The sequence below is a fragment of the Vibrio sp. PSi01 genome (genome assembly GCF_054960695.1).
Genome location: NZ_JBHNYN010000005.1, coordinates 302,251 through 325,870 on the forward strand (window position 1 = coordinate 302,251; position 23,620 = coordinate 325,870).

The 23,620-nt window shown below is 44.2% G+C and carries 20 protein-coding genes and 8 tRNA genes; 3 read left to right on the forward strand and 25 right to left on the reverse strand.

Translation table 11 applies throughout. The annotated features are described in order from the left end of the window. Positions 1-40: 40 nt before the first annotated feature. Entirely contained in the window at positions 41-238 is a 198-nt protein-coding gene (gene yacG, locus ACFI6G_RS10375) for a DNA gyrase inhibitor YacG (protein ID WP_010435916.1), read from the forward strand. Positions 239-509: 271 nt separating this feature from the next. On the opposite strand, the gene rplS is transcribed toward yacG, so the two are convergent. From rplS to ffh, 5 genes are all read right to left on the reverse strand, one after another. Next, positions 510-863 carry a 50S ribosomal protein L19 gene (gene rplS, locus ACFI6G_RS10380; protein WP_004735514.1) on the reverse strand — a complete coding sequence of 118 codons (354 nt, stop codon included), beginning with the start codon at positions 861-863 and terminating at the stop codon, positions 510-512. A 59-nt stretch (positions 864-922) separates the two neighbouring features. Further along, positions 923-1,663: a tRNA (guanosine(37)-N1)-methyltransferase TrmD gene (trmD, locus tag ACFI6G_RS10385; protein ID WP_010435912.1), complete on the reverse strand. Its 741-nt coding sequence runs from the start codon at positions 1,661-1,663 to the stop codon at positions 923-925. A 26-nt stretch (positions 1,664-1,689) separates the two neighbouring features. Beyond that, entirely contained in the window at positions 1,690-2,244 is a 555-nt protein-coding gene (rimM, locus tag ACFI6G_RS10390; RefSeq protein ID WP_016768202.1) for a ribosome maturation factor RimM, read from the reverse strand. 24 nt (positions 2,245-2,268) lie between these two features. Beyond that, positions 2,269-2,517, reverse strand: coding sequence for a 30S ribosomal protein S16 (gene rpsP, locus ACFI6G_RS10395; RefSeq protein WP_004410028.1), 249 nt, complete (start codon positions 2,515-2,517; stop codon positions 2,269-2,271). A 212-nt stretch (positions 2,518-2,729) separates the two neighbouring features. Continuing rightward, a complete protein-coding gene (ffh, locus tag ACFI6G_RS10400; protein ID WP_462710265.1) occupies positions 2,730-4,124 on the reverse strand; it encodes a signal recognition particle protein in 1,395 nt (464 codons plus the stop codon). A 200-nt stretch (positions 4,125-4,324) separates the two neighbouring features. Between ffh and ACFI6G_RS10405 the strand changes: the two genes are divergently transcribed. Together ACFI6G_RS10405 and ACFI6G_RS10410 are read left to right on the forward strand one after the other, a co-directional pair. After that, on the forward strand, positions 4,325-5,119 hold the full coding sequence (locus ACFI6G_RS10405) for a cytochrome C assembly family protein (RefSeq protein WP_010435882.1): 795 nt from the start codon (positions 4,325-4,327) through the stop codon (positions 5,117-5,119). Between the two features lie 127 nt (positions 5,120-5,246). Next, positions 5,247-6,518, forward strand: a complete 1,272-nt coding sequence (locus tag ACFI6G_RS10410; protein WP_010435880.1) for an HlyC/CorC family transporter — start codon at positions 5,247-5,249, stop codon at positions 6,516-6,518. A gap of 138 nt (positions 6,519-6,656) precedes the next feature. On the opposite strand, the gene luxS is transcribed toward ACFI6G_RS10410, so the two are convergent. From luxS to alaS, 20 genes are all read right to left on the reverse strand, one after another. Then, positions 6,657-7,175, reverse strand: coding sequence for an S-ribosylhomocysteine lyase (luxS, locus tag ACFI6G_RS10415; RefSeq protein ID WP_010435876.1), 519 nt, complete (start codon positions 7,173-7,175; stop codon positions 6,657-6,659). A gap of 24 nt (positions 7,176-7,199) precedes the next feature. After that, positions 7,200-7,850 (reverse strand): transglycosylase SLT domain-containing protein, encoded by a 651-nt coding sequence (locus ACFI6G_RS10420; RefSeq protein WP_010435873.1) that lies wholly within the window; start codon positions 7,848-7,850, stop codon positions 7,200-7,202. 10 nt (positions 7,851-7,860) lie between these two features. Continuing rightward, positions 7,861-9,429, reverse strand: a complete 1,569-nt coding sequence (gene gshA / locus ACFI6G_RS10425; protein WP_010435871.1) for a glutamate--cysteine ligase — start codon at positions 9,427-9,429, stop codon at positions 7,861-7,863. Between the two features lie 99 nt (positions 9,430-9,528). Further along, entirely contained in the window at positions 9,529-12,387 is a 2,859-nt protein-coding gene (locus tag ACFI6G_RS10430; protein WP_016768200.1) for a M16 family metallopeptidase, read from the reverse strand. A 9-nt stretch (positions 12,388-12,396) separates the two neighbouring features. After that, entirely contained in the window at positions 12,397-12,858 is a 462-nt protein-coding gene (locus ACFI6G_RS10435) for a YqaA family protein (RefSeq protein WP_010435850.1), read from the reverse strand. Positions 12,859-12,864: 6 nt separating this feature from the next. Next, positions 12,865-13,818, reverse strand: a complete 954-nt coding sequence (locus ACFI6G_RS10440) for an NADP-dependent oxidoreductase (RefSeq protein WP_016785576.1) — start codon at positions 13,816-13,818, stop codon at positions 12,865-12,867. A 170-nt stretch (positions 13,819-13,988) separates the two neighbouring features. After that, a complete protein-coding gene (locus ACFI6G_RS10445; protein WP_010435846.1) occupies positions 13,989-15,119 on the reverse strand; it encodes a sodium ion-translocating decarboxylase subunit beta in 1,131 nt (376 codons plus the stop codon). A gap of 9 nt (positions 15,120-15,128) precedes the next feature. After that, positions 15,129-16,913 (reverse strand): sodium-extruding oxaloacetate decarboxylase subunit alpha, encoded by a 1,785-nt coding sequence (oadA, locus tag ACFI6G_RS10450; RefSeq protein WP_016768196.1) that lies wholly within the window; start codon positions 16,911-16,913, stop codon positions 15,129-15,131. 31 nt (positions 16,914-16,944) lie between these two features. Then, positions 16,945-17,202, reverse strand: coding sequence for an oxaloacetate decarboxylase subunit gamma (locus ACFI6G_RS10455; RefSeq protein ID WP_010435831.1), 258 nt, complete (start codon positions 17,200-17,202; stop codon positions 16,945-16,947). 375 nt (positions 17,203-17,577) lie between these two features. After that, positions 17,578-17,654: transfer RNA gene (locus tag ACFI6G_RS10460), tRNA-Arg, on the reverse strand. Positions 17,655-17,735: 81 nt separating this feature from the next. Further along, positions 17,736-17,812 (reverse strand) — tRNA-Arg (locus tag ACFI6G_RS10465). A gap of 57 nt (positions 17,813-17,869) precedes the next feature. After that, a tRNA-Arg gene (locus ACFI6G_RS10470) sits at positions 17,870-17,946 on the reverse strand. Positions 17,947-18,004: 58 nt separating this feature from the next. Next, a tRNA-Arg gene (locus tag ACFI6G_RS10475) sits at positions 18,005-18,081 on the reverse strand. Between the two features lie 80 nt (positions 18,082-18,161). After that, positions 18,162-18,238: transfer RNA gene (locus tag ACFI6G_RS10480), tRNA-Arg, on the reverse strand. 89 nt (positions 18,239-18,327) lie between these two features. Next, a tRNA-Ser gene (locus ACFI6G_RS10485) sits at positions 18,328-18,420 on the reverse strand. 44 nt (positions 18,421-18,464) lie between these two features. Continuing rightward, positions 18,465-18,541, reverse strand: a tRNA-Arg gene (locus ACFI6G_RS10490). A gap of 44 nt (positions 18,542-18,585) precedes the next feature. Then, positions 18,586-18,678 (reverse strand) — tRNA-Ser (locus tag ACFI6G_RS10495). A gap of 475 nt (positions 18,679-19,153) precedes the next feature. Next, positions 19,154-19,351, reverse strand: coding sequence for a carbon storage regulator CsrA (gene csrA, locus ACFI6G_RS10500; protein WP_009847619.1), 198 nt, complete (start codon positions 19,349-19,351; stop codon positions 19,154-19,156). 92 nt (positions 19,352-19,443) lie between these two features. Next, the gene (locus tag ACFI6G_RS10505; RefSeq protein ID WP_010435816.1) at positions 19,444-20,625 is read right to left on the reverse strand and encodes an aspartate kinase; all 1,182 of its coding nucleotides are present in this window, start codon (positions 20,623-20,625) and stop codon (positions 19,444-19,446) included. Positions 20,626-20,844: 219 nt separating this feature from the next. Continuing rightward, positions 20,845-23,427, reverse strand: coding sequence for an alanine--tRNA ligase (gene alaS, locus ACFI6G_RS10510; RefSeq protein WP_462710266.1), 2,583 nt, complete (start codon positions 23,425-23,427; stop codon positions 20,845-20,847). Positions 23,428-23,620: the final 193 nt, after the last annotated feature.

A 23,620-nucleotide genomic window follows, 5' to 3' on the forward strand; every position in this document is an offset into this window, starting at 1 on the left:
CTAAACTCATTGTTATTGTACCTCCAAATAAAGAATCACTATGTCGAAAAAAATCACCATCGTTAAATGCCCTCAATGTAATGCTGACGTTGAATGGGGTGAACAAAGCCCACATCGCCCGTTTTGCAGCAAGCAATGTCAGATGATTGATTTTGGAGAATGGGCAGACGAAGAGAACAGTATCGCTGGCGCACCGGATATGTCGGATAGCGATGGTTGGTCAGAAGATCCGTACTAAGCGAATAGCGAATAGCGAATAGAATTTGAAGGATTGGCGTTTAACGTCAGTCCTTTTTTTATTGTCTCTAACATGGCGCTAGTAGAGATTCCCTACTCCTTCCTTCATCGGTCTAGGGAATGACGGTTAAATATGAGTTTAGGTTTTGTCCGTAATCCTCGCGAGCAAGAGATGAGCGAGCTGGGGATCTTTTACCTACGAAACGCTAAATAGCAGGCACAAAAAAGCGGAGCCAAATGGCTCCGCTTTTATCGATAGAATGCAAAAAGAATTACTTCTTAGTAAGCTTCTCTTTAATACGAGCTGACTTACCAGAACGCTCACGTAGGTAGTACAACTTGGCACGACGTACTGCACCACGGCGTTTAACTTCGATGCTATCAACCATTGGAGAGTGAGTTTGGAACGCACGCTCTACGCCTTCACCGTTCGAGATCTTACGAACTGTGAATGCAGAGTGTAGACCACGGTTACGAATAGCGATTACAACGCCTTCGAAAGCCTGTAGACGCTCACGGTCACCTTCTTTTACCTTAACCTGAACTACAACAGTGTCACCTGGTGCGAATTTAGGAAGGTCTGATTTTAGTTGCTCTTCTTCAAGAGCCTTGATGATGTTGCTCATTTGTATAAATTCCTAGAATAAACTGATACTAAATTTAATAGGTTACTGCTTGCTTTTCGTTAAGAGCGATGCTCTTTAATGAATTCAGCCAGTAATTGTTCCTGTTCGTCAGTCAGAGCTAGGTTTTCCAGGAGTTCTGGTCTTCTTAGCCAAGTTCGGCCCAGCGATTGTTTCAACCGCCAGCGACGAATATCCTTATGGTTTCCAGACTTGAGTACCGATGGCACATCTTTATCGTCTAGCACCTCAGGGCGCGTATAATGGGGACAATCTAGCAAACCATTTGCAAAAGAATCTTCTTCTGCTGAAGCGAAATCTCCAAGTACACCCGGAACAAACCGAGATACCGAATCAATCAACGTCATGGCTGGTAGCTCACCACCCGTCATCACAAAATCGCCAATCGACCATTCTTCGTCGACTTCAGATTGAATGATGCGCTCATCTACCCCTTCATAGCGACCACAAATAAGAAGTAAATTCTCGTTTGTTGCCAGCTCTTCAACACCTTTTTGGTCGAGTTTACGACCTTGAGGTGAAAGATAGATAACTTTCGTCTTCCCCGGTGCTGCTTGCTTGGCAGTTTTGATAGCGTCGCGCAAAGGCTGAACCATCATTAACATGCCAGGACCACCACCGTAAGGTCTGTCATCAACAGTGCGATGTTTATCATGAGTGAAATCACGAGGATTCCATGTCTCAATAGATAAAAGACCTTTCTTAACCGCTTGACCTGTTACTCCAAAATCAGTAACAGAACGGAACATTTCAGGAAACAGGCTAATTACGCCAACCCACATGTGTTCTCTCGCTCTGTAATTTGGAGTTAAAATCCAGGATCCCAGTCAACTTCGATCCGGCGAGCTTCGCGATCAACTTTCTTGATCACTTGCTCTTCAAGGTACGGTACTAACCGTTCCTTTTGGCCAAAAGCATCTTTAAGATTTGCTTTGATTACTAGAACATCGTTCGAGCCAGTTTCTAACAGGTCAGTGACCTCACCAAGGTTGTAGCCTTTAGTTGTAAAAACTTGCATACCAAACAATTCGCGCCAGTAGAATTCATCTTCTGACAATTCAGGTAACGAAGCAGGGTCAATAGCAATTTCAAAGTTAGTCATCAGTTGCGCGTCTTCACGAACATCTAATCCCGCTAGCTTACATACATAACCTTGGCCATGACGTTTCCAGCTCTCAACTTTGTACTCAACCCACTTACCCTTTAGGTTTAAATACCAAGGGCTGTAATCAAATATGCTTTCAGCATTGTCTGTGTAGGAGAACACTTTAAGCCAGCCACGAATACCATAGGTAGACCCAAGTTTACCCATGACAATTCTATTGTTTTGCTCGCTCATAGTTTCTTTACCCTTCATCGACATAAGCTATTTCTCTTTAAAAAAGAATTAAGCCGCTTTTTGAGCGTCTTTAACTAGCTTAGCTACACGATCAGATAGAGATGCGCCTTGACCAACCCAGTGGTTAACACGATCTAGGTCTAGACGTAGACCTTCTTCTTGACCTTGAGCAGTAGGGTTAAAGAAACCTACTTTCTCGATGAAACGGCCAGTTGCAGCGTTACGGCTATCCGCAACTACGATTTGATAAAATGGGCGCTTCTTTGCACCGTGACGTGCCAAACGAATGGTTACCATGTCGTCCTCTTTGCTTTCTTAATAAAATAATTAACCCCAAGTATAAGTAAATAGCTTGGGGTCTCGTGCCAAATTAAAGCCCCGGAATTTTACTCTTATTCCGGTGCAATGCAAGGGCTTTAGCTATTTTTTCACCAACATAGCTGCCGAACACTTTCTGTGACACGGCTAACACTATGAAAAGTAACGTAGCTAAAGGTTACATTTGTAGATTATCGACCAAACGGGTTAAAACCACCACCCATTCCGCCCATACCTCCACCGCCGCCCATCATGCCTTGCATGTTGCGCATCATGCCTTTCATTCCACCTTTTTGCATTTTCTTCATCATCTTCTGCATTTGGGTGAACTGTTTAAGCATACGGTTTACATCTTGTACCTGAGTACCAGAACCAGCAGCAATACGCTTTTTGCGAGAGCCTTTGATTAGGTCAGGGCGTTGACGCTCTTTCATTGTCATAGAGTTGATGATCGCTTCCATCTGCTTGAACATCTTGTCATCAACTTTATCTTTAACGTTATCTGGTAGCTGAGACATACCTGGAAGCTTATCCATCATGCCCATCATGCCGCCCATATTTTGCATCTGACCAAGCTGTTCACGGAAGTCTTCTAGGTCAAAACCTTTCTTCTCTTTGAACTTCTTCGCCAGTTTCTCTGCTTTCTCGTTATCAACGTTCTTTTGTAGGTCTTCAATTAAAGACAGTACGTCGCCCATACCTAGGATACGAGAAGCAACACGATCTGGGTGGAACGGTTCTAGTGCATCAGTTTTTTCACCAACACCTAAGAATTTAATCGGTTTACCCGTGATATGACGAACAGACAGTGCAGCACCACCACGCGCATCACCATCAACTTTCGTCAAGATAACACCGGTTAGTGGTAGAGCATCACCAAAGGCTTTAGCCGTGTTCGCTGCATCTTGACCTGTCATAGCATCAACAACGAATAGAGTTTCTACTGGCTTAATTGCCGTATGAAGCTCTTTGATTTCGCCCATCATCTCTTCATCGATAGCTAAACGACCCGCCGTATCGACAAGCAGCACGTCGTAGAATTTCTTCTTCGCATGGTCGATTGCAGCGTTTGCAATATCAAGAGGCTTTTGATCCGCTGAAGACGGGAAGAAGTCTACGCCCACATCGCTTGCTAACGTTTCAAGTTGTTTTATCGCCGCAGGACGGTAAACGTCGGCAGACACAACCAATACTTTCTTCTTGTCACGCTCAGTCAGGAGCTTAGATAGCTTACCTACCGATGTGGTTTTACCCGCACCTTGTAGACCCGCCATTAAGATGACTGCTGGCGGTTGCGCTGCTAGATTAAGAGCTTCGTTAGACTCACCCATCACCGCTTCAAGTTCAGCTTGAACGATCTTAATGAATTCTTGACCCGGTGTTAGAGATTTAGATACCTCAACACCCACAGCGCCTTTTTTTACGCGCTTAACAAAATCACGGACAACTGGCAATGCAACGTCGGCTTCAAGTAGCGCCATACGTACTTCACGCAGCGTCTCTTTAATATTGTCTTCGGTCAGACGACCTTTACCGCTGATGTTCTTCAGCGTTTTGGATAGACGATCCGTTAAATTATCAAACATAGTTTTCTCTTCGCTCAAAACTGCGACTATTACTGTGAGTATACATTAGCGCGGATTAGAGTCATACCCGTTGTAGAGCGTTAATCATCCGTGCTTGTGATGTGAGACATTATTCACTTGGAATTGAATGAGGTTCACCATAGCCCCAAAGAGCGATGCGAGGTATAATTCACCAATTAGTAATCATTTAAATGGATACCATGGACAGTCTTATTGCGATCGCAGCAGCCTTTCTTTATATAATGGCGATTTCCACGATCATTCCAGGTCTCGTGCACCAAACAGGGATCCGTGTAAAAACGGTGCTTATCAGCGCATTACTTGCTCTAGTTTTTCATGCTTTGTTGCTTGGCGATTTGATTTTTAATGCCAGTGGCCAAAACCTAAGTATCTTGAACGTTGCTTCATTAATCAGTTTAATTATCTCTGTGGTAATGAGCGGTGCCATGCTCAAAACCCGTTTGTGGTTCATCTTGCCCGTTGTTTATAGCTTCGCTGCGTTGAATTTGATGGCGGCCACTTTTCTTCCAAGCACCTTCATCAAACATTTAGAGAACGATCCAAAACTGCTCGTACACATCTCTTTGGCGTTGTTCTCGTACGCAACGCTTACCATCGGTGCGCTATACGCCCTACAGCTCGCTTGGCTCGATCACAAACTTAAAAAGAAGAAAGCCCTAGTGATAAACCCTAACTTACCTCCTTTAATGATGGTGGAAAGGCAGCTTTTCAAGATCATTTTGATTGGTAATGGTTTATTAACGGGTACTTTATTGACTGGCCTTATCTTCGTACAAGATATGTTTGCTCAAGGAAAAGCACACAAGGCTGTATTGTCTTTTATCGCTTGGGTTATCTACTCCATCCTTTTGTGGGGTCACTACCAGAAAGGTTGGCGTGGACAAAAAGTGACTTGGTTCGCCTTAGCAGGTGCCAGCATGCTGACATTAGCCTACTTCGGTAGTCGCTTCGTTCAAGAAATAATCCTGAACTAATCTGTAAAATAAAGGCAAGGTCTCGTGTACCTTGCCTTTAATATATTGAGTGCAAGACATTCAATTGACATCTCGGCCATGTTCGGTCATAAATTAATCAAGATACACAAATAGGAAAAGAATAGTTTTGGACGACATATCAACGGGTATCTTATTTGCGCTACTCGCGTGTCTCATTGTAATTTCTGGTTATTTTTCTGGTTCCGAAACGGGCATGATGTCCTTGAACCGCTACCGTTTAAAGCACTTGGCCAATACGGGTCATAAAGGTGCGAAGCGTGTAGAAAAACTTCTGAACCGCCCAGACAGATTGATTGGCCTCATTCTCATCGGTAACAATCTCGTCAATATTCTAGCATCAGCGATCGCGACTATTCTAGGTATGCGCATCTACGGGGATATCGGTGTGGCTATCGCTACAGGTGTCCTGACTCTCGTGATCCTTGTGTTTGCCGAAGTCACCCCAAAAACCATCGCCTCTCTGTTTCCTGAACGTGTCTCTTACGCCAGCAGTATTCTATTGATGATACTGATGAAGGTACTGTCACCACTGGTGATTTTAGTGAACTTCATTACTAACGGGTTCATTCGTATCTTAGGAGTCAAAGCCAGTCACGATGCAACCGACCACTTAAGCTCAGAAGAGCTGAGAACCGTGGTAAATGAAGCGGGAAGCTTAATACCTCAGCGTCACCAAGATATGTTGGTCTCTATTCTAGATTTAGAGCACGTCACCGTGAATGACATCATGGTGCCACGTAATGAGATCACCGGCATCGACATCAATGATGATTGGAAATCAATCGTCCGCCAACTGACTCACTCACCTCATGGCCGTATCGTGTTATACCGCGATCAAATAGATGAAGTGGTTGGCATGCTGAGACTGCGAGAAGCTTATCGTTTGATGCTTGAAAAAAACGAGTTCAATAAAGAGACGCTGTTACGTGCTGCAGATGAGATCTATTTTATCCCTGAAGCGACACCACTCAACATTCAACTACTGAAATTCCAACGCAATAAACAGCGTATCGGTTTAATTGTTGATGAGTATGGCGATATTAATGGATTGGTTACACTAGAAGATATTCTTGAAGAGATCGTTGGTGAGTTCACGACTTCAATTACACCTAGCTTGTCGGAAGAAATCACTCCGCAAAGTGATGGGAGCTTCTTGATTGAAGGTAGCGCTAACATCAGAGACATAAACAAAGGCTTACAGTGGGCTCTGCCTACCGACGGTCCAAGAACGCTTAATGGTTTGATATTAGAGCACCTCGAAGATATTCCTGAGAGCCACTTAAGTGTTCAAGTTGCGAGTCACCCAATGGAAATCGTAGAACTTGAAGAGAACCGTATCAAACTGGTTCGCGTGTTCCCGCAGGTCGTGAATGGGTAATGATTGAGTGACCACTATCGGTTGAGAGCAATTGCTTACTCTCACGCTTAGATAAAAATAGATTGATAAACAAAAGAAGGCCCGGTTCATCGAACCGGGCCTTTTAATATCTAGCTAATTTAAAATAAATCTAAATGATTAGTCGATTTTAAGCTCTTGTAGCATAGACTCTGGCAACGCCAGTTCGTCATTTTTGTTTACAGAGATACCAGCTGAGATGATCGCATTGGCAATCTCTTTCGCTTCATCCAAAGAATGCATTGCCGCAGTACCACATTGGTATTCGTTCAACTCAGGAATTTTATTTTGATTCTCAACTTTCAGCACATCTTGCATTGCTGCCAACCAGCCGTCCGCTACCTGTTGCTCTGTAGGTGTACCAATTAGGCTCATGTAGAAACCAGTACGACAACCCATCGGTGAAATGTCGATAATCTCTACATCTGAACCGTTCAGTTGATTACGCATGAATCCAGCATATAAGTGCTCAAGCGTGTGGATACCTTTCTCAGATAGGATATCTTTGTTTGGCGCAGTAAAACGCAGGTCAAACACAGTGATGGTATCCCCTTTCGGGGTTTGCATTGTTTTAGCAACACGAACGGCTGGTGCGTTCATGCGTGTGTGATCAACAGTGAAACTATCTAATAAAGGCATTGCTCTTCTCCATGACGGTTGGCTTTAGAAAAACCAACTTCGATTGTCTTCCAGTTCTTTGCGGCACTGTTTAAGTTGCCAGCCATAATCTTTTGCTTGTTGTTCTACTTTGCGAGCCACCTTAATTAAAGATGGTTTGCTGTTGTATGATTTACGCTTATAACCACCACGCCCTTCATGATAAGCCAGGTATTGGTTATAAGGATCCCACAAAGAAATTCCAAGCTGACGGCGCGTCTCGTTGGTGTACCAACCAATGAACATCAATGCATCATCGAAGTTGGTTCTTGAGCCACCGTTATTGGTCGCTTTTTGGAAATCTTCCCAAGCAGGATCTTGAGCTTGCGCATAACCGTAGGCACTACTTACACGCCCCCAAGGAATGAAGCCCAGAATATAATCTTTTGGTGGGCGCGCATCATGACGAAAGCTACTTTCTTGTTTCACAAAAGCCATCGCTACGTTGATTGGTGTGCCCCACTTTTCTTGCATATCCAAGGCATCTTCATACCACGATGGGTGTTCTCTGAAGATGCTACACAGATTATCTTGCTGTTTAGGCGGTGGCGTTGCACAGCCAACCAACAGGCTAGAGACAACACCAACAGTGATGACAGGTAACCATTTACCACTCGCATGAGTAGGCTGACCTAATAAGGCTTGCTTCCTTTCCACCAAAGTCTCGCTATGCTTTTAAATACGAAAAATAATCCGCTAAGAAGCTATCAAAGTCTTGAGTGCTAGCTTCTTCACTTTGTTGCTGAGCAATCATAGAGCGTTGAACTTCCGCTTCCATCAACTCAGCTGAATACACTTTGTACTGGTGCGCTTTATGTTGCTGAGCGTAAGTTTTTCCTAACGCACAACCTACATTACCCAAACCACCTAATTTTTTGGTTTCTTCAAGCAACTGACCTGAAATAGTCAGCTCTGGATTATCAATCCAAGTTTCAAGCGTATCGCAAGTTTCTTGGTAAGCGCGGCCACCTTGCTCTGCATCCATCATTTCAGCAATAGAACGCAAATCTTTGAATACACGCTTAGCCCAGTCTTGTAATGATAGTCTCTCGCCGTCACAACCAATTTTCAGTTCTAAACCAACCTGACGACCTTCTAAGATTACCTTGTTCCAGTTATCTCGCCAGCATTCCAACTCACAATTATCCATCTCAGCAGAGTCTGTTAACACGCTCCACGTTAGGAACAGGTCAAGGAAACGAACCTGCTGCTCATTGATACCAACTGAACTGAATGGGTTTACATCTAAAGAACGAACTTCTATGTACTCAACACCACTGCGAGCCAATGCTTCAGACGGCTTCTCACCGTTTTTCGCTACGCGCTTAGGGCGAATTGGCGCATACAGCTCATTCTCAATTTGAAGAACGTTAGTATTAAGTTGACGATATTCACCATCAACCTTAGTACCAATCTCAGCAAACTCTTCTGATGGTGTACGAATCGCTTCATTCAAACCTTCGAGGTACTGACCTAGGCTGTTGAAACCAATTTTCAATACACTTTGAGCGCTGTTAGTGTAGCCAAGATCACTCAGGCGAAGTGCCGTTGCTTTTGGCAGGTATAGTGTCTCACCAATTTTTTCAAAAGGTAGGTTTGTTTCTCTTCCTTTAATGAAAGAAGGGCACAATGCCGGTGAAGCACCAAAGAAATATGGGATTAACCAACCAAAACGGTAGTAATTACGAATCAAACCAAAGTACGCATCTGACTTAGCTTCACAACGCGCTTCTTCTGTTTGCTCACCAAACAAGCTATCCCAGAAACTTTCAGGGAAAGAGAAGTTAAAATGAACACCTGAAATGATTTGCATCAGACTACCGTAGCGGCGCTTTAAGCCTTCACGATATAGCGTCTTCATTTTTCCGTTGTTAGAGGTGCCGTATTGCGCCAGCTGAATGTCATCTTCACTCCCTACGTAACAAGGCATTGAAAGCGGCCACATTTTCTCGCCATCTAACTTGGTTTGTGTGAAATGATGGATATCAGATAACTGATTCAAAAGAGTCGGAACGTCGTTAGAAACAGGCGTAATAAACTCCAGTAGCGACTCGGAAAAATCGGTCGTTACCCATCCGTTCATCAACGCAGATCCCAAAGCCTTTGGGTGCGGCCCAGTAGCAAGATGCCCATCTTCCGTGTAGCGTAACGTTTCCCTTTCAACACCACGACCAAATTGAGAGAAGGTCTTAGGGTTGGTTGCAACTTGCTTTAGTCGCGCAGCAAAATCAGTCAAAATTCAGTTCACTTATCTTATATCGTTCTGATTAGAACTATCATAAATTAGGTTGGAGGAGAAAAGTAGAGTCTATTCCCTCCCCCTTTAATGTGTACTCTAACGAATGATTTCAAGCTCTTCTATTGGAATATCTAACTTTTCTAATTGAGGACGAAGCGAAGTCGCATCGCCAACAACAATTATTTGATAATCATTCGGGTCAAACCATTTCTTCGATAGCTCGTTTAACGTCTCTTTTGAGACGGTTTCAACTATCTGATTACGTTGTTGTAGGTAATCTTCATCTAGGCTCAATGCGACAATATTACTCAACAAACCAGCCTTTTGACTTGGTGTTTCGTATTTAAGCGCATCTTGTTGACCGACGGCAAGGCGCATAAATTTCACCTCTTCGTCAGTTAATCCACTCTGACTAAACTCATTCAGTTCATTAATAAACTCTTGAATCGATGGAACCGTCGCATTGGCTCTCACTTGAGCACTAAATACTACGGCACCGGTTTCTCGAGTACTCGCGAAGTAACCGCTTGCACCGTAAGTGTACGCCTTGTCTTCACGTAAGTTTTGGTTAATGCGGCTATTGAAGTTACCGGCCAAGTTAAAGTTGGCTAGCTGGCTCAAATACAACTCACCAGTCGCGTCGAAAGGTAAACCTTTACGCACTAAACGAACGATGCTCTGTGGTGCTCCTGGCTTATCCACTAAGTACAAACGTTGCCCTGAAAGCTCTTTGATGATCTGAGGACGCGTTAGTGGTGCCGCATCGCCTTGCCATTGTTCGAAGAATTGAAGCTGCTTGCTGGCCTCTTTCTTCGAGATGTCGCCTACAATAACAATATTAGCCCCCTCAGGAGTATAGTGCTGACTGTAAAACAGTTTTACATCGTCTAAGGTTAACGATTCTAAAGAGGCCTTAGTACCATCACTAGCTCGACCAAAGATGCTGTTGCCAAACAAAACTTCACGTGTGGCTTGAGAAGCCATCCAGCTTGGTTGTTGATGCTGATAAACCACCCCTTCTAACATCTGTTTCTTAACGCGTTCGAAATCTTGCTCATCAAACTTAGGCTTAAATAGAACCTCTTCTGCTATTGCTAAGGTTTGAGGCAAATTTTTCTCTAACGTTGAGATAGAAATATCCGTGGTGTAGCTGCCCGCGTTTATGCTAACGCTACTGCCCAATTTATCTAAGGTTGCTTGTAACTCTTCAACCGTTCGTTGAGTCGAGCCTTCTTCCATCATCGCTGCGGTTAGGTTTGCTAGGCCTTCTTGACCTTGACGAACATAACGCTCACCAGCAGGAAGCTGAATTTGTAGCTGTACTGTCGGTGTTTCATTGGTCTCGGTACCAATCAAGTCAGTACCGTTTGCAAAGTGCATGCGATAAAGATCAGGCATAGTTGCTTCAACACCAAAGTTCACTTCAGGCATCACACTGCGATCAAAAGTATTCGGTGCTTTTCTGATATCAAGCTGATCTTCCGTTACCTTGCTGTATTCAGGCAGAGTACGATCGGGGGTAGTGAAAGTGGCTTCACGAACCGCTAAATCGAGCTGTTTTTTCGGAACGACACTCAACGTCACCTTATGCTTACCCTCGATAAAATCTTGATAAGCTTTGCTAACACTTTCAGGCGTAACCGCTCGAATTTGATCTAACTGCGATTCAATACGATCCGGTTGGCCATAGAAAGTTTGATTAGAAGCGAGTTGTGACACCTTGCCTTTGACACTTTGCAGCGCAAAAACCGCATCCGCTTCAGCCATACCAGTAATTTGGTCTAAACGCTCTTGTTCAACACCCTCTTTAGAAAATTGTTCTAAGGTATCCATCAATTCTTTATTAAGAACCGTCAAATCACCTTTTTTACCCGAGTTGCCCATCGCATAAACATACATAGTACAAGCGAGTTCAGCACAATCATGGAAAGATCCTGCGCTTACTGCTTTTTGTGTTTTTACTAGGTTTTGATACAGGTAACTGTTGGTACCAGAACCCAATACGTTAGACAAAGCATTTATTGACGCTTGTGTTTCTTCACCGCGATAAGTAGTCGGCCAGCCGACAAGCACCATCGGCTGACGAATATTATCTTCTAGGGTGATGTATTTATCTTCTTTTAGTATCGCTGGTTGCTTCTCTGCAGCCTTAACTTCCGGGCCTCTAGGGATAGGACCAAAATACTTGTTAATCCACTCTAGCGTGTCATCAACATCGATATCACCACCAATCGTCAATACTGCATTATTTGGACCATACCAACGTAAGAAGAAAGCCTTAAGATCATTCACATCAACGCGGTCTAGATCTTCAACATAACCAATTGGTTGCCACGAATATGGGTGGCCTTCAGGGTAAAGAGCTTCACCCATTCGTTCCCACATTAAACCGTAAGGGCGGTTTTCATAACTCTGAGCTCGTTCGTTTTTAACCGTGCCTCTTTGAACCTCAAATTTCTTTTGAGAAACCGCGTCCAATAGGAAACCCATTCGGTCTGATTCTAACCACAACATTTTCTCAAGTTGGTTAGAAGGAACCGTTTCAAAGTAATTGGTACGATCGCGGTTAGTAGTGCCGTTTAGCGAACCACCCGCTTCGGTAATAATCTTAAAGTGTTGCTGGTCACCGACGTTCTCAGAGCCTTGGAACATCATGTGTTCAAAGAAGTGTGCAAAGCCCGACTTCCCAATCTGTTCACGAGCAGAACCGACGTGATAAGTCACATCGACATGCACCAATGGATCAGAATCATCAGGGGAAAGAATAACAGTTAGACCATTCTCAAGTTGATACTTAGTATAAGGGATCACAACTTTATCTTTGGAAGGTTTAACTTCTTCTAATAAAGTGACGCCTTCCGGTAATGAAGAAAAGAAGGGTGTTGAGCTAGGTACATTGTAAGAACAGCCTACGATGGCGATAAGAGAAAATGTACCAAGTAAAACCTTTTTCATAGGTTCTCCTTAGAAAAAACCGAAGTAAATAGCAGCTAGTAAGCTATAGCGAGCGGCCTTGCCAATTGCTATCAAGATAACGCTAGGGATGAATTTCATTCTTAGCCAACCCGCAGCAAGACACAACGGATCACCAATGATCGGTAACCAACTAAACAACAGAGTCCAATAACCATAGCGGCTCAGCCAAGCCATAGCCTTATGACCATGTTTTTCAGATTCAGTTCGGTTAGGCAACCACAAACCAATCCAATAATTGGTCAAGCCGCCTAAGGTATTGCCAAGTGTCGCCAAAAGGATAATCGATGATGTTGAGAACTGATCTAAGCTCAAGGCAGCCACAAGGCTTGCTTCTGAACCGCCGGGTAACAATGTGGCACTCAAAAAGCCACTGATGAAGAGTACCCATAGCGCTGAATCTGAAAACCACAACGCTATATTTTCAAAAAGAGAATTGAAAAACTCTAGCACTGCATATCAACCTTCTTGCATTTTAAGTAGTACCTTGCCTCTGGTGTGTCCGGTTTCAACCTGTAGGTGAGCCGACTGCGCTTCGTCTAACGGGTAAATACCTTGAATTTCTGTTTTGAGCAATCCAACGCTAACCATGTAAAGCATGGTATCCATTTGCTCTGGGTTTGGCTCAACCAGCATACCTGATGCAGTAAAGCCTAATAATGTTGCTTTTTCGCAAATCAATTCAGCAGATAAAGTTGGGACTGTCACAACTCTTGCACCATCTTTTAAGCACTTCAGTGCATCAAGAGCGGTGTCTCCACCGACAAGATCGATCAAAACATCAACATCAGAGACTCGTTCAGATGCCGGAGCAAATTTATAGTTGATCGCATGAGCCCCTAATGTCGCTAGGTAATCAAGGTTGGATTCACTACAAGTTGTGTAGACTTCAGCTTTTGCCGCCACAGCGATTTGAACCGCTAGGTGACCAACGCCGCCTGCCCCCGCCAGAATGAGTACGCGATCGCCCTCTTTCACTTCAGCTTTGTTTAATGCTTGTGCTGCTGTTTGGCTAGCGAGTGGCAGTGCAGCTGCCGCTTCTAGCGTAACTGAATCAGGTACCATGCTTAAGGCTGCTTCTGGAACACACACATACTGGCTGTAGCCGCCACCTTGCAGTGGGAAACCAATAAAGCCAGCTACATTATCGCCAATAGCAAAGCGCTCAGTCTGATCGCCTACCGTGACGATTTGCCCTGAAATGTCGTAACCAGGAACCCAAGGAAGGTTCTCTTTGTTCTGCGCCGCGGCCCAACCGAGGCCTGCACGAGTTTTAACATCAATCGGATTAATGCCCGAAAAAGAAACTTTAACCACCACTTCTCCAGCTTTAGGCTCAGGAATAGCACGGGTTTGAATACTAAGGTTTTCGACGCCGCCGAATTGAGTAATCGCTATCTGTTTATTTTCCATTTCCACATTTCCTTGATTGATAAAGCCCTAGTGAGCAAACACCCTAATTGATAAAAAGAAAGGGATGCGAAAGCATCCCTTTGACTATAAACCATTTAATAAGGCTAAGTTAACCGCTCATTCGTAAATTGACGACCAATTAACGTAACGATACATGACCTAGTATTTTATTAGCCTACTAGCGCTAATAAAATACCCGCAGCAACCGCACTACCAAGTACACCAGCCACGTTAGGTCCCATTGCATGCATTAACAAGAAGTTCTGAGGGTTTGCCTCAAGTCCAACCTTGTTCACAACACGAGCCGCCATCGGAACGGCTGATACACCAGCTGCACCAATAAGTGGGTTAATGTCTTCTTTCGAGAAGCGGTTAAGCACCTTCGCCATCAAGACACCACCGGCCGTACCAATACTGAACGCCACGGCACCTAAACCGAGAATACCAAGCGTCTCTAAGTTCAAGAACGTATCTGCTTGAAGCTTAGAACCAACGCCTAGACCTAGGAAAATAGTCACGATGTTAATCAGTTCATTTTGGGCTGTTTTTGAAAGACGATCCACTACACCAGCTTCACGCATTAAGTTACCCAAACAGAACATACCTACGAGAGGTGTTGCTGAAGGTAGGAACAAAATCGTCATCAATAGTACAGCCAGCGGGAAAAGAATTTTCTCTGCTTTGCTAACATGACGAAGTTGAGCCATCTTAATCTTACGTTCTTCCGGTGACGTTAACGCTTTCATAATTGGAGGCTGAATAATAGGAACCAAAGCCATGTAGCTATATGCCGCTACGGCGATTGCGCCTAATAGATCAGGAGATAACTTACTCGCCAAGAAGATCGCAGTTGGGCCGTCGGCACCACCAATGATCGCAATTGACGAAGCATCTGCCATCGAGAACTCCATTCCAGGAACATAATTCAGCAAGATTGCACCAAATAATGTTGCAAAGATACCAAACTGAGCAGCAGCGCCTAGCCACAATGTTTTAGGGTTCGCAATTAACGCACCGAAGTCCGTCATAGCACCAACACCCATAAAGATTAGTAGTGGAAAAATACCCGTCTCAATACCGACGTAGTAGACGTAGTAAAGCAAACCACCAGGCTCAGTAAATCCAGCATTTGGAATGTTTGCTAATACTGCACCAAAACCAATCGGTAACAACAATAAAGGTTCAAACCCTTTTCGAATAGCCAAAAACAACAATAAGCAACCAACCAGCATCATACAGATTTGGCCGAACTCAAAGTTAGCAATTCCTGTTTCAGACCATAAGGTCATCAATCCTTCCATGGTACTCCCTTACGCCAAGCTTAGTAGTGGAGCGCCTACAGTAACTGCATCGCCTTCCTTAACATTCAATTCTTGAACGATACCACCACGAGCAGCACGAACTTCCGTTTCCATCTTCATCGCTTCCAAGATAAGCAGAACATCGCCTTCAGCAACCTCCGCACCCGGTTGAACGATAACTTTAAAGATGTTGCCCGCCAATGGCGCAGGTACGGATTCCGCATCAGACGCTGCCACTGGTGCCGTTTGAGTCGCTTGAGCCGGTTTTGCCGATGGTGTTACTGATGTAAGTTCACCTTGTGGGCCAACTTCAACATCATAAACTTGACCATCAACCTTCACGCTATAGCTTTCAATACCACCAGAAGCTTGTACAGGAGCTGCTGCAACTGGAGACGCTGTTTCTAGTGTTGGCGCAGGCTCAAATGCTTCAGGGTTATGACGATTTTTAAGGAACTTAAGACCTACTTGTGGGAACAATGCGTAAGTAAGAACATCATCAACCGTGTCTTCAGCTAATGAAATACCGTCTGATTTTGCTTTTTCTAAAAGCTCTGTCGTTAGCGTATCCATCTCTGATTTAAGTAAATCAGCAGGGCGACAAGTGATTGGCTCAGCACCATCGAGAACTTTAGCTTGCAGTTCAGTATCAACTTCAGCAGGAGCTTGACCGTATTCACCTTTCAGTAGACCAGCCGTCTCTTTAGTGATGCTCTTATAGCGTTCACCCGTTAGCACATTGATAACCGCTTGAGTACCGACAATCTGAGAAGTTGGAGTTACCAAAGGAATGTACCCAAGCTCTTTGCGTACGCGTGGTATCTCTTCCAGTACCTCATCCATACGATCGGCCGCACCTTGCTCTTTCAGCTGGCCTTCCATATTCGTTAGCATGCCACCAGGAACTTGAGCAATTAAAATACGAGAATCCACACCTTTTAACTGACCTTCCCATTTTGCGTACTTTTTACGTACATCACGGAAATAAGATGCAATAGGCTCAATCTGATCAAGTTTAAGGTTAGTATCGCGCTCAGTACCCTCTAACATCGCCACAACAGTTTCAGTTGGCGTGTGACCGTAGGTACAGCTCATTGAAGAAATAGCGGTGTCTAGAATATCGATTCCCGCTTCAACGGCTTTAACCGCGGTTGCTGTCGATAGACCTGTTGTTGCGTGGCTATGTAGCGCTAGAGGCACGTCACACGACGCTTTGATACGAGTAATCAGCTCTTCAGCTTCATACGGCTTCAATAAGCCGGACATATCTTTAATACATAGAGAGTGACACCCTAAATCCTCTAAGCGTTTAGCCAAATCAACCCAAGTATCTGAGTTGTGAACCGGACTGGTTGTATAAGACAAAGTACCTTGAGCGTGACCACCAACGTCGATCGTTGCTTTCACTGCTGTTTCAAAGTTACGTACATCATTCATCGCATCAAAGATACGGAAAACATCCATACCATTCTGGTGTGCACGTTCAACAAATTTTTCGACTACATCATCCGCGTAGTGACGGTAACCCAGCAGGTTTTGACCACGCAGTAGCATCTGCATTGGTGTGTTTGGCATCGCTTTTTTCAGTTCACGCAAGCGCTCCCATGGATCCTCTCCAAGAAAACGGATACACGAATCAAACGTCGCTCCGCCCCAAGTCTCTAATGACCAGTAACCGACTTTATCCAGTTCTGCCGCAATTGGCAGCATATCTTCGATACGCATACGAGTAGCAAATAGTGACTGGTGCGCATCACGAAGTACCACATCTGTGATAGCTAGTGGTTTAGACATGCTCATAAACTCCTTTTTAATCCTTTAAATGCTACTTAGCAGTAGACGCACGGTATTGATGAACCGCGGCCGAAATTGCTGCCACAACTTGTGGACTAACAGCTGAAGGGTTTGATTGTGATTTTTTAATTTTTTTAGGTGCTGCGATCGGTTCAGGTACTTCTTCTGGTACCAGTTTTGACATCAACCGAACGAGGTAAACTAGAATAGTTAGGAAAATAAAGACAACGGACATACCCGTTATCATTAGAGTTGCCGCATCTCCTAGCAGGCTTCCAATATTAGTCATGTTGCTTCCTTTCTTCGTCATCCTGACATGTGCACAGGATTTCAGCGAATAGTTATCCCGACCCATGGATTATCTCGATTGCTAAAAGTTTGTCAATTTTGTTTAAGGTTCTGTTACGGATAACGCACACATCAGGTTAATTATTCGCCTATCAGATCACATAAATCTGTTAAATACGTCATTTTTAGATATTTAAACTGTGACTTAAACGGGGCTCTTCTGGGAAATAATATGAGAAAGGTAGAATAAGAAGGAAGTACTCAAGAACTACTTAAAATACAATAAGTTAAATAATCATTAAATTTAACATTACAGTAACAATTTTATAGCAAGTATAAAAAAAGCCTCGCATAAACGAGGCTTTTTTTAATAATGTGGCGCGCTCTGGAGGATTCGAACCTCCGACCGCCTGGTTCGTAGCCAGGTACTCTATCCAGCTGAGCTAAGAGCGCACGGTTTTAATATCAATTTATTGTTAGTAACAACATATCAATATAAGGATTTCATTCTCATAAGAAAGAAGCCCTAAAGAGTGGCGCGTCCTGGAGGATTCGAACCTCCGACCGCCTGGTTCGTAGCCAGGTACTCTATCCAGCTGAGCTAAGGACGCGCAGTTTTCGATATCGGTATTTCCAATATCAGGAGTTCACAAGGAAACCCTAAAGAGTGGCGCGTCCTGGAGGATTCGAACCTCCGACCGCCTGGTTCGTAGCCAGGTACTCTATCCAGCTGAGCTAAGGACGCGCAGTTTTCGATATCGGTATTCCCAATATCAGGGGTTCATAAAAGAAACCCTAAATAGTGGCGCGCTCTGGAGGATTCGAACCTCCGACCGCCTGGTTCGTAGCCAGGTACTCTATCCAGCTGAGCTAAGAGCGCACGGTTTTAGTATCAACTTGTTGTAATCAACAATTCAATACAAGGATTTTCATTCTCGTAAGAAAGAAGCCCTTAAATAGTGGCGCGTCCTGGAGGATTCGAACCTCCGACCGCCTGGTTCGTAGCCAGGTACTCTATCCAGCTGAGCTAAGGACGCACGGTGTTCATTCACTTAGAATGAAGTTGTGAAATATATCACATTCTTCTTGCTACGAAGAAAAAAAAAGGCCATCGGCCTGTAATGAATGGCGGTGAGGGAGGGATTCGAACCCTCGATGCGGCTACAAACCACATACTCCCTTAGCAGGGGAGCGCCTTCGGCCACTCGGCCACCTCACCTAATTCATTATTCCCAAATCACTTACAAGTAAGAGAAAAGAGAATGGCGCGTCCTGGAGGATTCGAACCTCCGACCGCCTGGTTCGTAGCCAGGTACTCTATCCAGCTGAGCTAAGGACGCACATTTACATTTGTCTAAGTTGCTAATTTTAGACTCGCAAGAAATGGCGGTGAGGGAGGGATTCGAACCCTCGATGCAGCTACAAACCACATACTCCCTTAGCAGGGGAGCGCCTTCGGCCTCTCGGCCACCTCACCGTCTTGCGGAGGCACATATTACGTTTTACCGAAAATATGTCAAACACTTTATTGAAAAAAATTGGACAAAAACACTCAACCGTTTGCTATTTAATCAAAGCGCTTGCAAATTGAACTTCCAAGATCAATTTAACGCATTTTCCCTTAAAAATTAAGGCGAAAGATTGACGATAATAAACAGTCGAAAACAATTATCTATTTTATCCAGTAACAAGTGTTACCGCTGTTTGCACCATACTACGGGATGCATTATTGCGCCATAGGGCAAGCTAACAAAACTTGAGTTTTAGCCAACAAATAAACCGTCAAACGAACGACTTCAATCACATCTGTGTCTCACCACTTTATGAAGTATTCGTTTCACTGCCGCAGTGATCATCTAGCTGGTCGTCAATTTATATAGAAATACTCTTTTCTATTCTGCAAGATCAAAAAAGGCTAGCAATAATGCTAGCCTCTTCTCTACGCAAAAGTATTAGTAGTTGCCAGGTGCAACGTTACCATTACCTTTTTCAGCTTGAATGCGCATGTAAATCTCTTCACGGTGAACAGATACTTCTTTAGGTGCGTTAACACCGATACGTACTTGATTACCTTTAACGCCCAGTACAGTAACTGTTACTTCATCACCAATCATCAGTGTTTCGCCAACGCGGCGAGTCAAAATTAGCATTCTTTGCTCCTTGAGTAATCTCTAAATTTATCTAGCTACGAGAGCATTATCCAACAAAAGTTATATTTTCGTAAACTATCGATTGAGTTTATTTAACCAAAATGCACTTCTTTTTTAGGATAATCCTGTGTTTCACGCGCTACGATGTATGCATTGTGTAATATGTTAGCAGCCATATCGACTTGCGTTGGTGATATCACCAAAGTTAAAGACTGCTGCTGCAATAAGTGATGTTGTACATCAATTTCGCCTTCAGACAACAATCCATGTGAACTGACCACAATATCTTGTGTTCGGCTTCCTACCACAGTTAACAAACTAACCTGTTCACTATTACGGATTTTTTCGGCAAAAACTAGTTTTAATTTAGCACTTATGTCTTGTTTAATAATGAGCGCTGCCCGTTCTGTTTCCTCGATCACACTACAGACTTCGATCCCTAACAAATGGCATTGCGATATAAAAGACGGTAAATCATCATTCAAACACTCAATACGCACCATATCTCTTTGAATGGCGATGCCAGCGATCTCATTCAAACACTGATTGCCCGCAATTAACGTGCCCTCGCCTGATTCAAAACTTGATAGCACTCTCAATGGCAGATTATGTTGCCACGCATACTGGACACACGGTAGATGCAGCACTTTAGCGCCTCTACGGGCCATCTCTTCCATCGAGGGAAAATCTAGCGTATCCAGTTTTTTAGAATGCTTAACGACTCTAGGGTCACAAGAATAAACACCATCAACATCAGTATAGATTTGGCACTCTTTAGCCTGCAGTGCGCCCGCTAGTGCAACCGCCGTGGTATCTGAACCGCCACGGCCTAATGTCGTTATATCGCCTTTGGCACTGAAACCTTGAAAGCCAGCCACTACGACAATTTGACCATCATCTAACAGGGCTTGAATTGGAGCGGTATCAATACGCTCAATCGTCGCATTATTATGATTTGAATCGGTGTGTATCTTAGCTTGATAACCCGTCATCGATGTCGCTTCATAACCTAACTTGTGCAACGTCATCGCCAACAAAGCCATGGAAACTTGCTCTCCAGCCGTTAACAGCACATCCAGTTCTCTAGCGTTTGGTACGCTATCAATTTGCGAGGCTAAGTTAACTAACCGATTTGTTTCACCTGACATAGCAGAAACGACAACCACTACCTGGTTACCTTCATTTTTCGCTTCAATGATTTTATCTGCTACATGATGGATTCGCTCTATTGAACCCACCGACGTTCCACCAAATTTCTGCACGATAAGAGGCATTTTCACCCTTCCTCACCTTCCCAAGACCAATGTCTATATATGACAAAAAAACACTCGCTCCGCGTCATAGCGAAGCAATAAAAATTAACCAAGGAGTCTAACGTTACCATTAGACTTCTTGGTTAATCTCAATCAAACCTTGTTTAAAAGCTCTTGCTATAGGCAAAATAAAAGATGCCCAATCAATTGATTGGGCATCTTTATATCAATTACTTAAGCTTAAAGGCGCTCTTCAAGCCAAGTACGTACCGATTTAAGCGCTTCTGGTAGTGCTTCAACGTCTGTACCACCCGCTTGAGCCATATCAGGACGACCACCGCCTTTACCGCCAACTTGCTCAGCAACCATCTTAACGAGGTCACCCGCTTTTACTTTGCCAACAAGGTCTTTGGTTACGCCAGCAATCAAGCCAACTTTGCCGTCAGCGATATTCGCGATAAGGATGATGCCGCTACCTACTTGGTTTTTAGCGTTATCAACCATAGTACGTAGGTTCTTGTTGTCTGCGCCTTCAATTGCAGCAACCAAAACTTTAGTACCAGAGATATCTTCTACTTTGCCCATGATGTTTGCGCTTTCTGCCGCAGCCATCTTTTCTTTAAGCAGTTGGATTTCTTTCTCTAGCGATTTTGCTTTCTTAGCTGATTCAGCAAGCTTCTCTTCGTAAGCGTTAGCCTGAGCTTCTACTGCATCTAGAGCTGTTTCACCCGTTACCGCTTCAATACGACGAATACCCGCAGCAATACCACCTTCAGAAGTGATCTTGAATAGGCCGATATCACCCGTATTGCTTGCGTGGATACCACCACAAAGTTCAGTAGAGAAATCGCCCATAGATAGAACGCGAACTTCATCATCGTACTTCTCGCCAAACAGTGCCATTGCACCTTTTTGTTTCGCTGACTCGATATCCATGATGTTGGTTTCAATCACGTGGTTCTTACGAACTTGTGCGTTAACCAAGCGTTCTACTTCTTTAATCTGTGCCGGTGTTACCGCTTCAAGGTTGGAGAAGTCAAAACGTAGATTGTCTGGCTTAACTAAAGAACCTTTCTGAGCAACGTGCTCACCTAGCACTTCGCGCAGTGCAGAGTGAAGTAAGTGAGTTGCAGAGTGATTCAGTGAAATAGCAGCACGACGCTCAGCATCAACGCGCGCTTCGACTTTATCGCCTTGAGCAAATACGCCTTCAATTAGCTCGCCGTGGTGTGCAAATGCGTTACCTAGCTTCTGAGTATCTTGTACTTTGAAGAGACCCGACGCAGTGCTTAGCGTACCAGCGTCACCACATTGACCGCCTGACTCTGCATAGAATGGTGTCTCTTCAAGGATGATGATTGCTTTGTCGCCAGCCGATAGTGAAGATACTTCTTCACCGTCAACGAATAGCGCAGAAATTTCACCAGCACCTTCAGTACTTGTGTAACCACAGAACTCAGTGTTCGTGTCTACTTTGATCGTCGCGTTGTAATCAGTACCGAACTGACCGGCTTCACGTGCACGCTTACGCTGTGCTTCCATCGCCTTCTCAAAGCCTTCTTCATCGATGGTAAAGTCGCGTTCACGAGCTACATCGTTCGTAAGGTCAGCAGGGAAGCCGTATGTATCGTAAAGTTTGAATACTGTTTCACCGTCAAGCTCTTTGCCTTCAAGTGCGTCTAGTGCGTCGTTAAGGATAACCATGCCGCGCTCGAGCGTGCGACCAAAGTTCTCTTCTTCAATGCGAAGTACTTTTTCAACAAGCTCTTGCTGTTTCTTAAGTTCATCTGCCGCAGAGCCCATCACTTCAGCCAGTACACCCACAAGTTTGTGGAAGAACACGCCTTGTGCGCCAAGCTTGTTACCGTGACGAACTGCACGACGAATAATACGACGTAGAACGTAGCCACGACCTTCGTTTGAAGGCATAACGCCGTCAGCGATTAAAAATGAACAAGAACGGATGTGGTCAGCAATAACGCGTAGCGATTGGTTAGATAGATCGTCATGACCCACAACTTCCGCTGTCGCTTTGATTAGCTTTTGGAATACATCAATTTCGTAGTTAGAGTGAACGCCCTGCATGATTGCAGAAATACGCTCAATACCCATACCTGTATCTACAGCAGGCTTAGGTAGCGGTTCCATTGTGCCGTCAGCGTGACGGTTGAACTGCATGAATACGTTGTTCCAGATCTCGATGAAACGGTCACCATCTTCTTCAGGTGTACCAGGACGGCCGCCCCAGATGTGCTCACCGTGATCGTAGAAGATTTCAGTACATGGACCACAAGGACCTGTGTCACCCATCGTCCAGAAGTTATCAGACTCGAACTGTTTACCGCCTTCTTTGTCGCCGATTCGAACGATACGGTCAGCAGGTACACCTACTTTCTTGTTCCAGATATCGAATGCTTCATCATCTGTCTCGTATACCGTTACTAGTAGACGATCTTTTGGCAGTTGAAGAGTTTCCGTCAGGAATTCCCAAGCAAACCCAATCGCTTCTTCTTTGAAGTAGTCACCAAAGCTGAAGTTGCCTAGCATTTCGAAGAACGTGTGGTGACGAGCCGTAAAACCTACGTTTTCAAGGTCATTGTGTTTACCACCCGCACGTACACAACGCTGAGCCGTAGTTGCTCGAGTGTAGGCACGTTTTTCGGCGCCTAAGAAGCAATCTTTGAATTGGTTCATACCTGCGTTAGTGAATAGCAGGGTTGGATCGTTATGTGGAACTAACGATGAACTGTCTACGATTTGGTGTTCTTTGCTCTCAAAGAACTTAAGGAACGCGTTGCGAACCTCATCAGTGCTCATGTACATGCAGCTCTTCCTGAAAATAGTCGAGTTAGAATTTTGCCGTATTGTAGATCATGGTTAAGGCTTCGACTAGTTTTCTTGTAGAAAAGACACCCTTGGGCAGGATTTTAGTTGAAATTCGATAAAACGTAGAATATTCCACTATACCTAGCCGTAGAAAAGCAGAACTAAATTGGCGACATAATCACTAAAAACT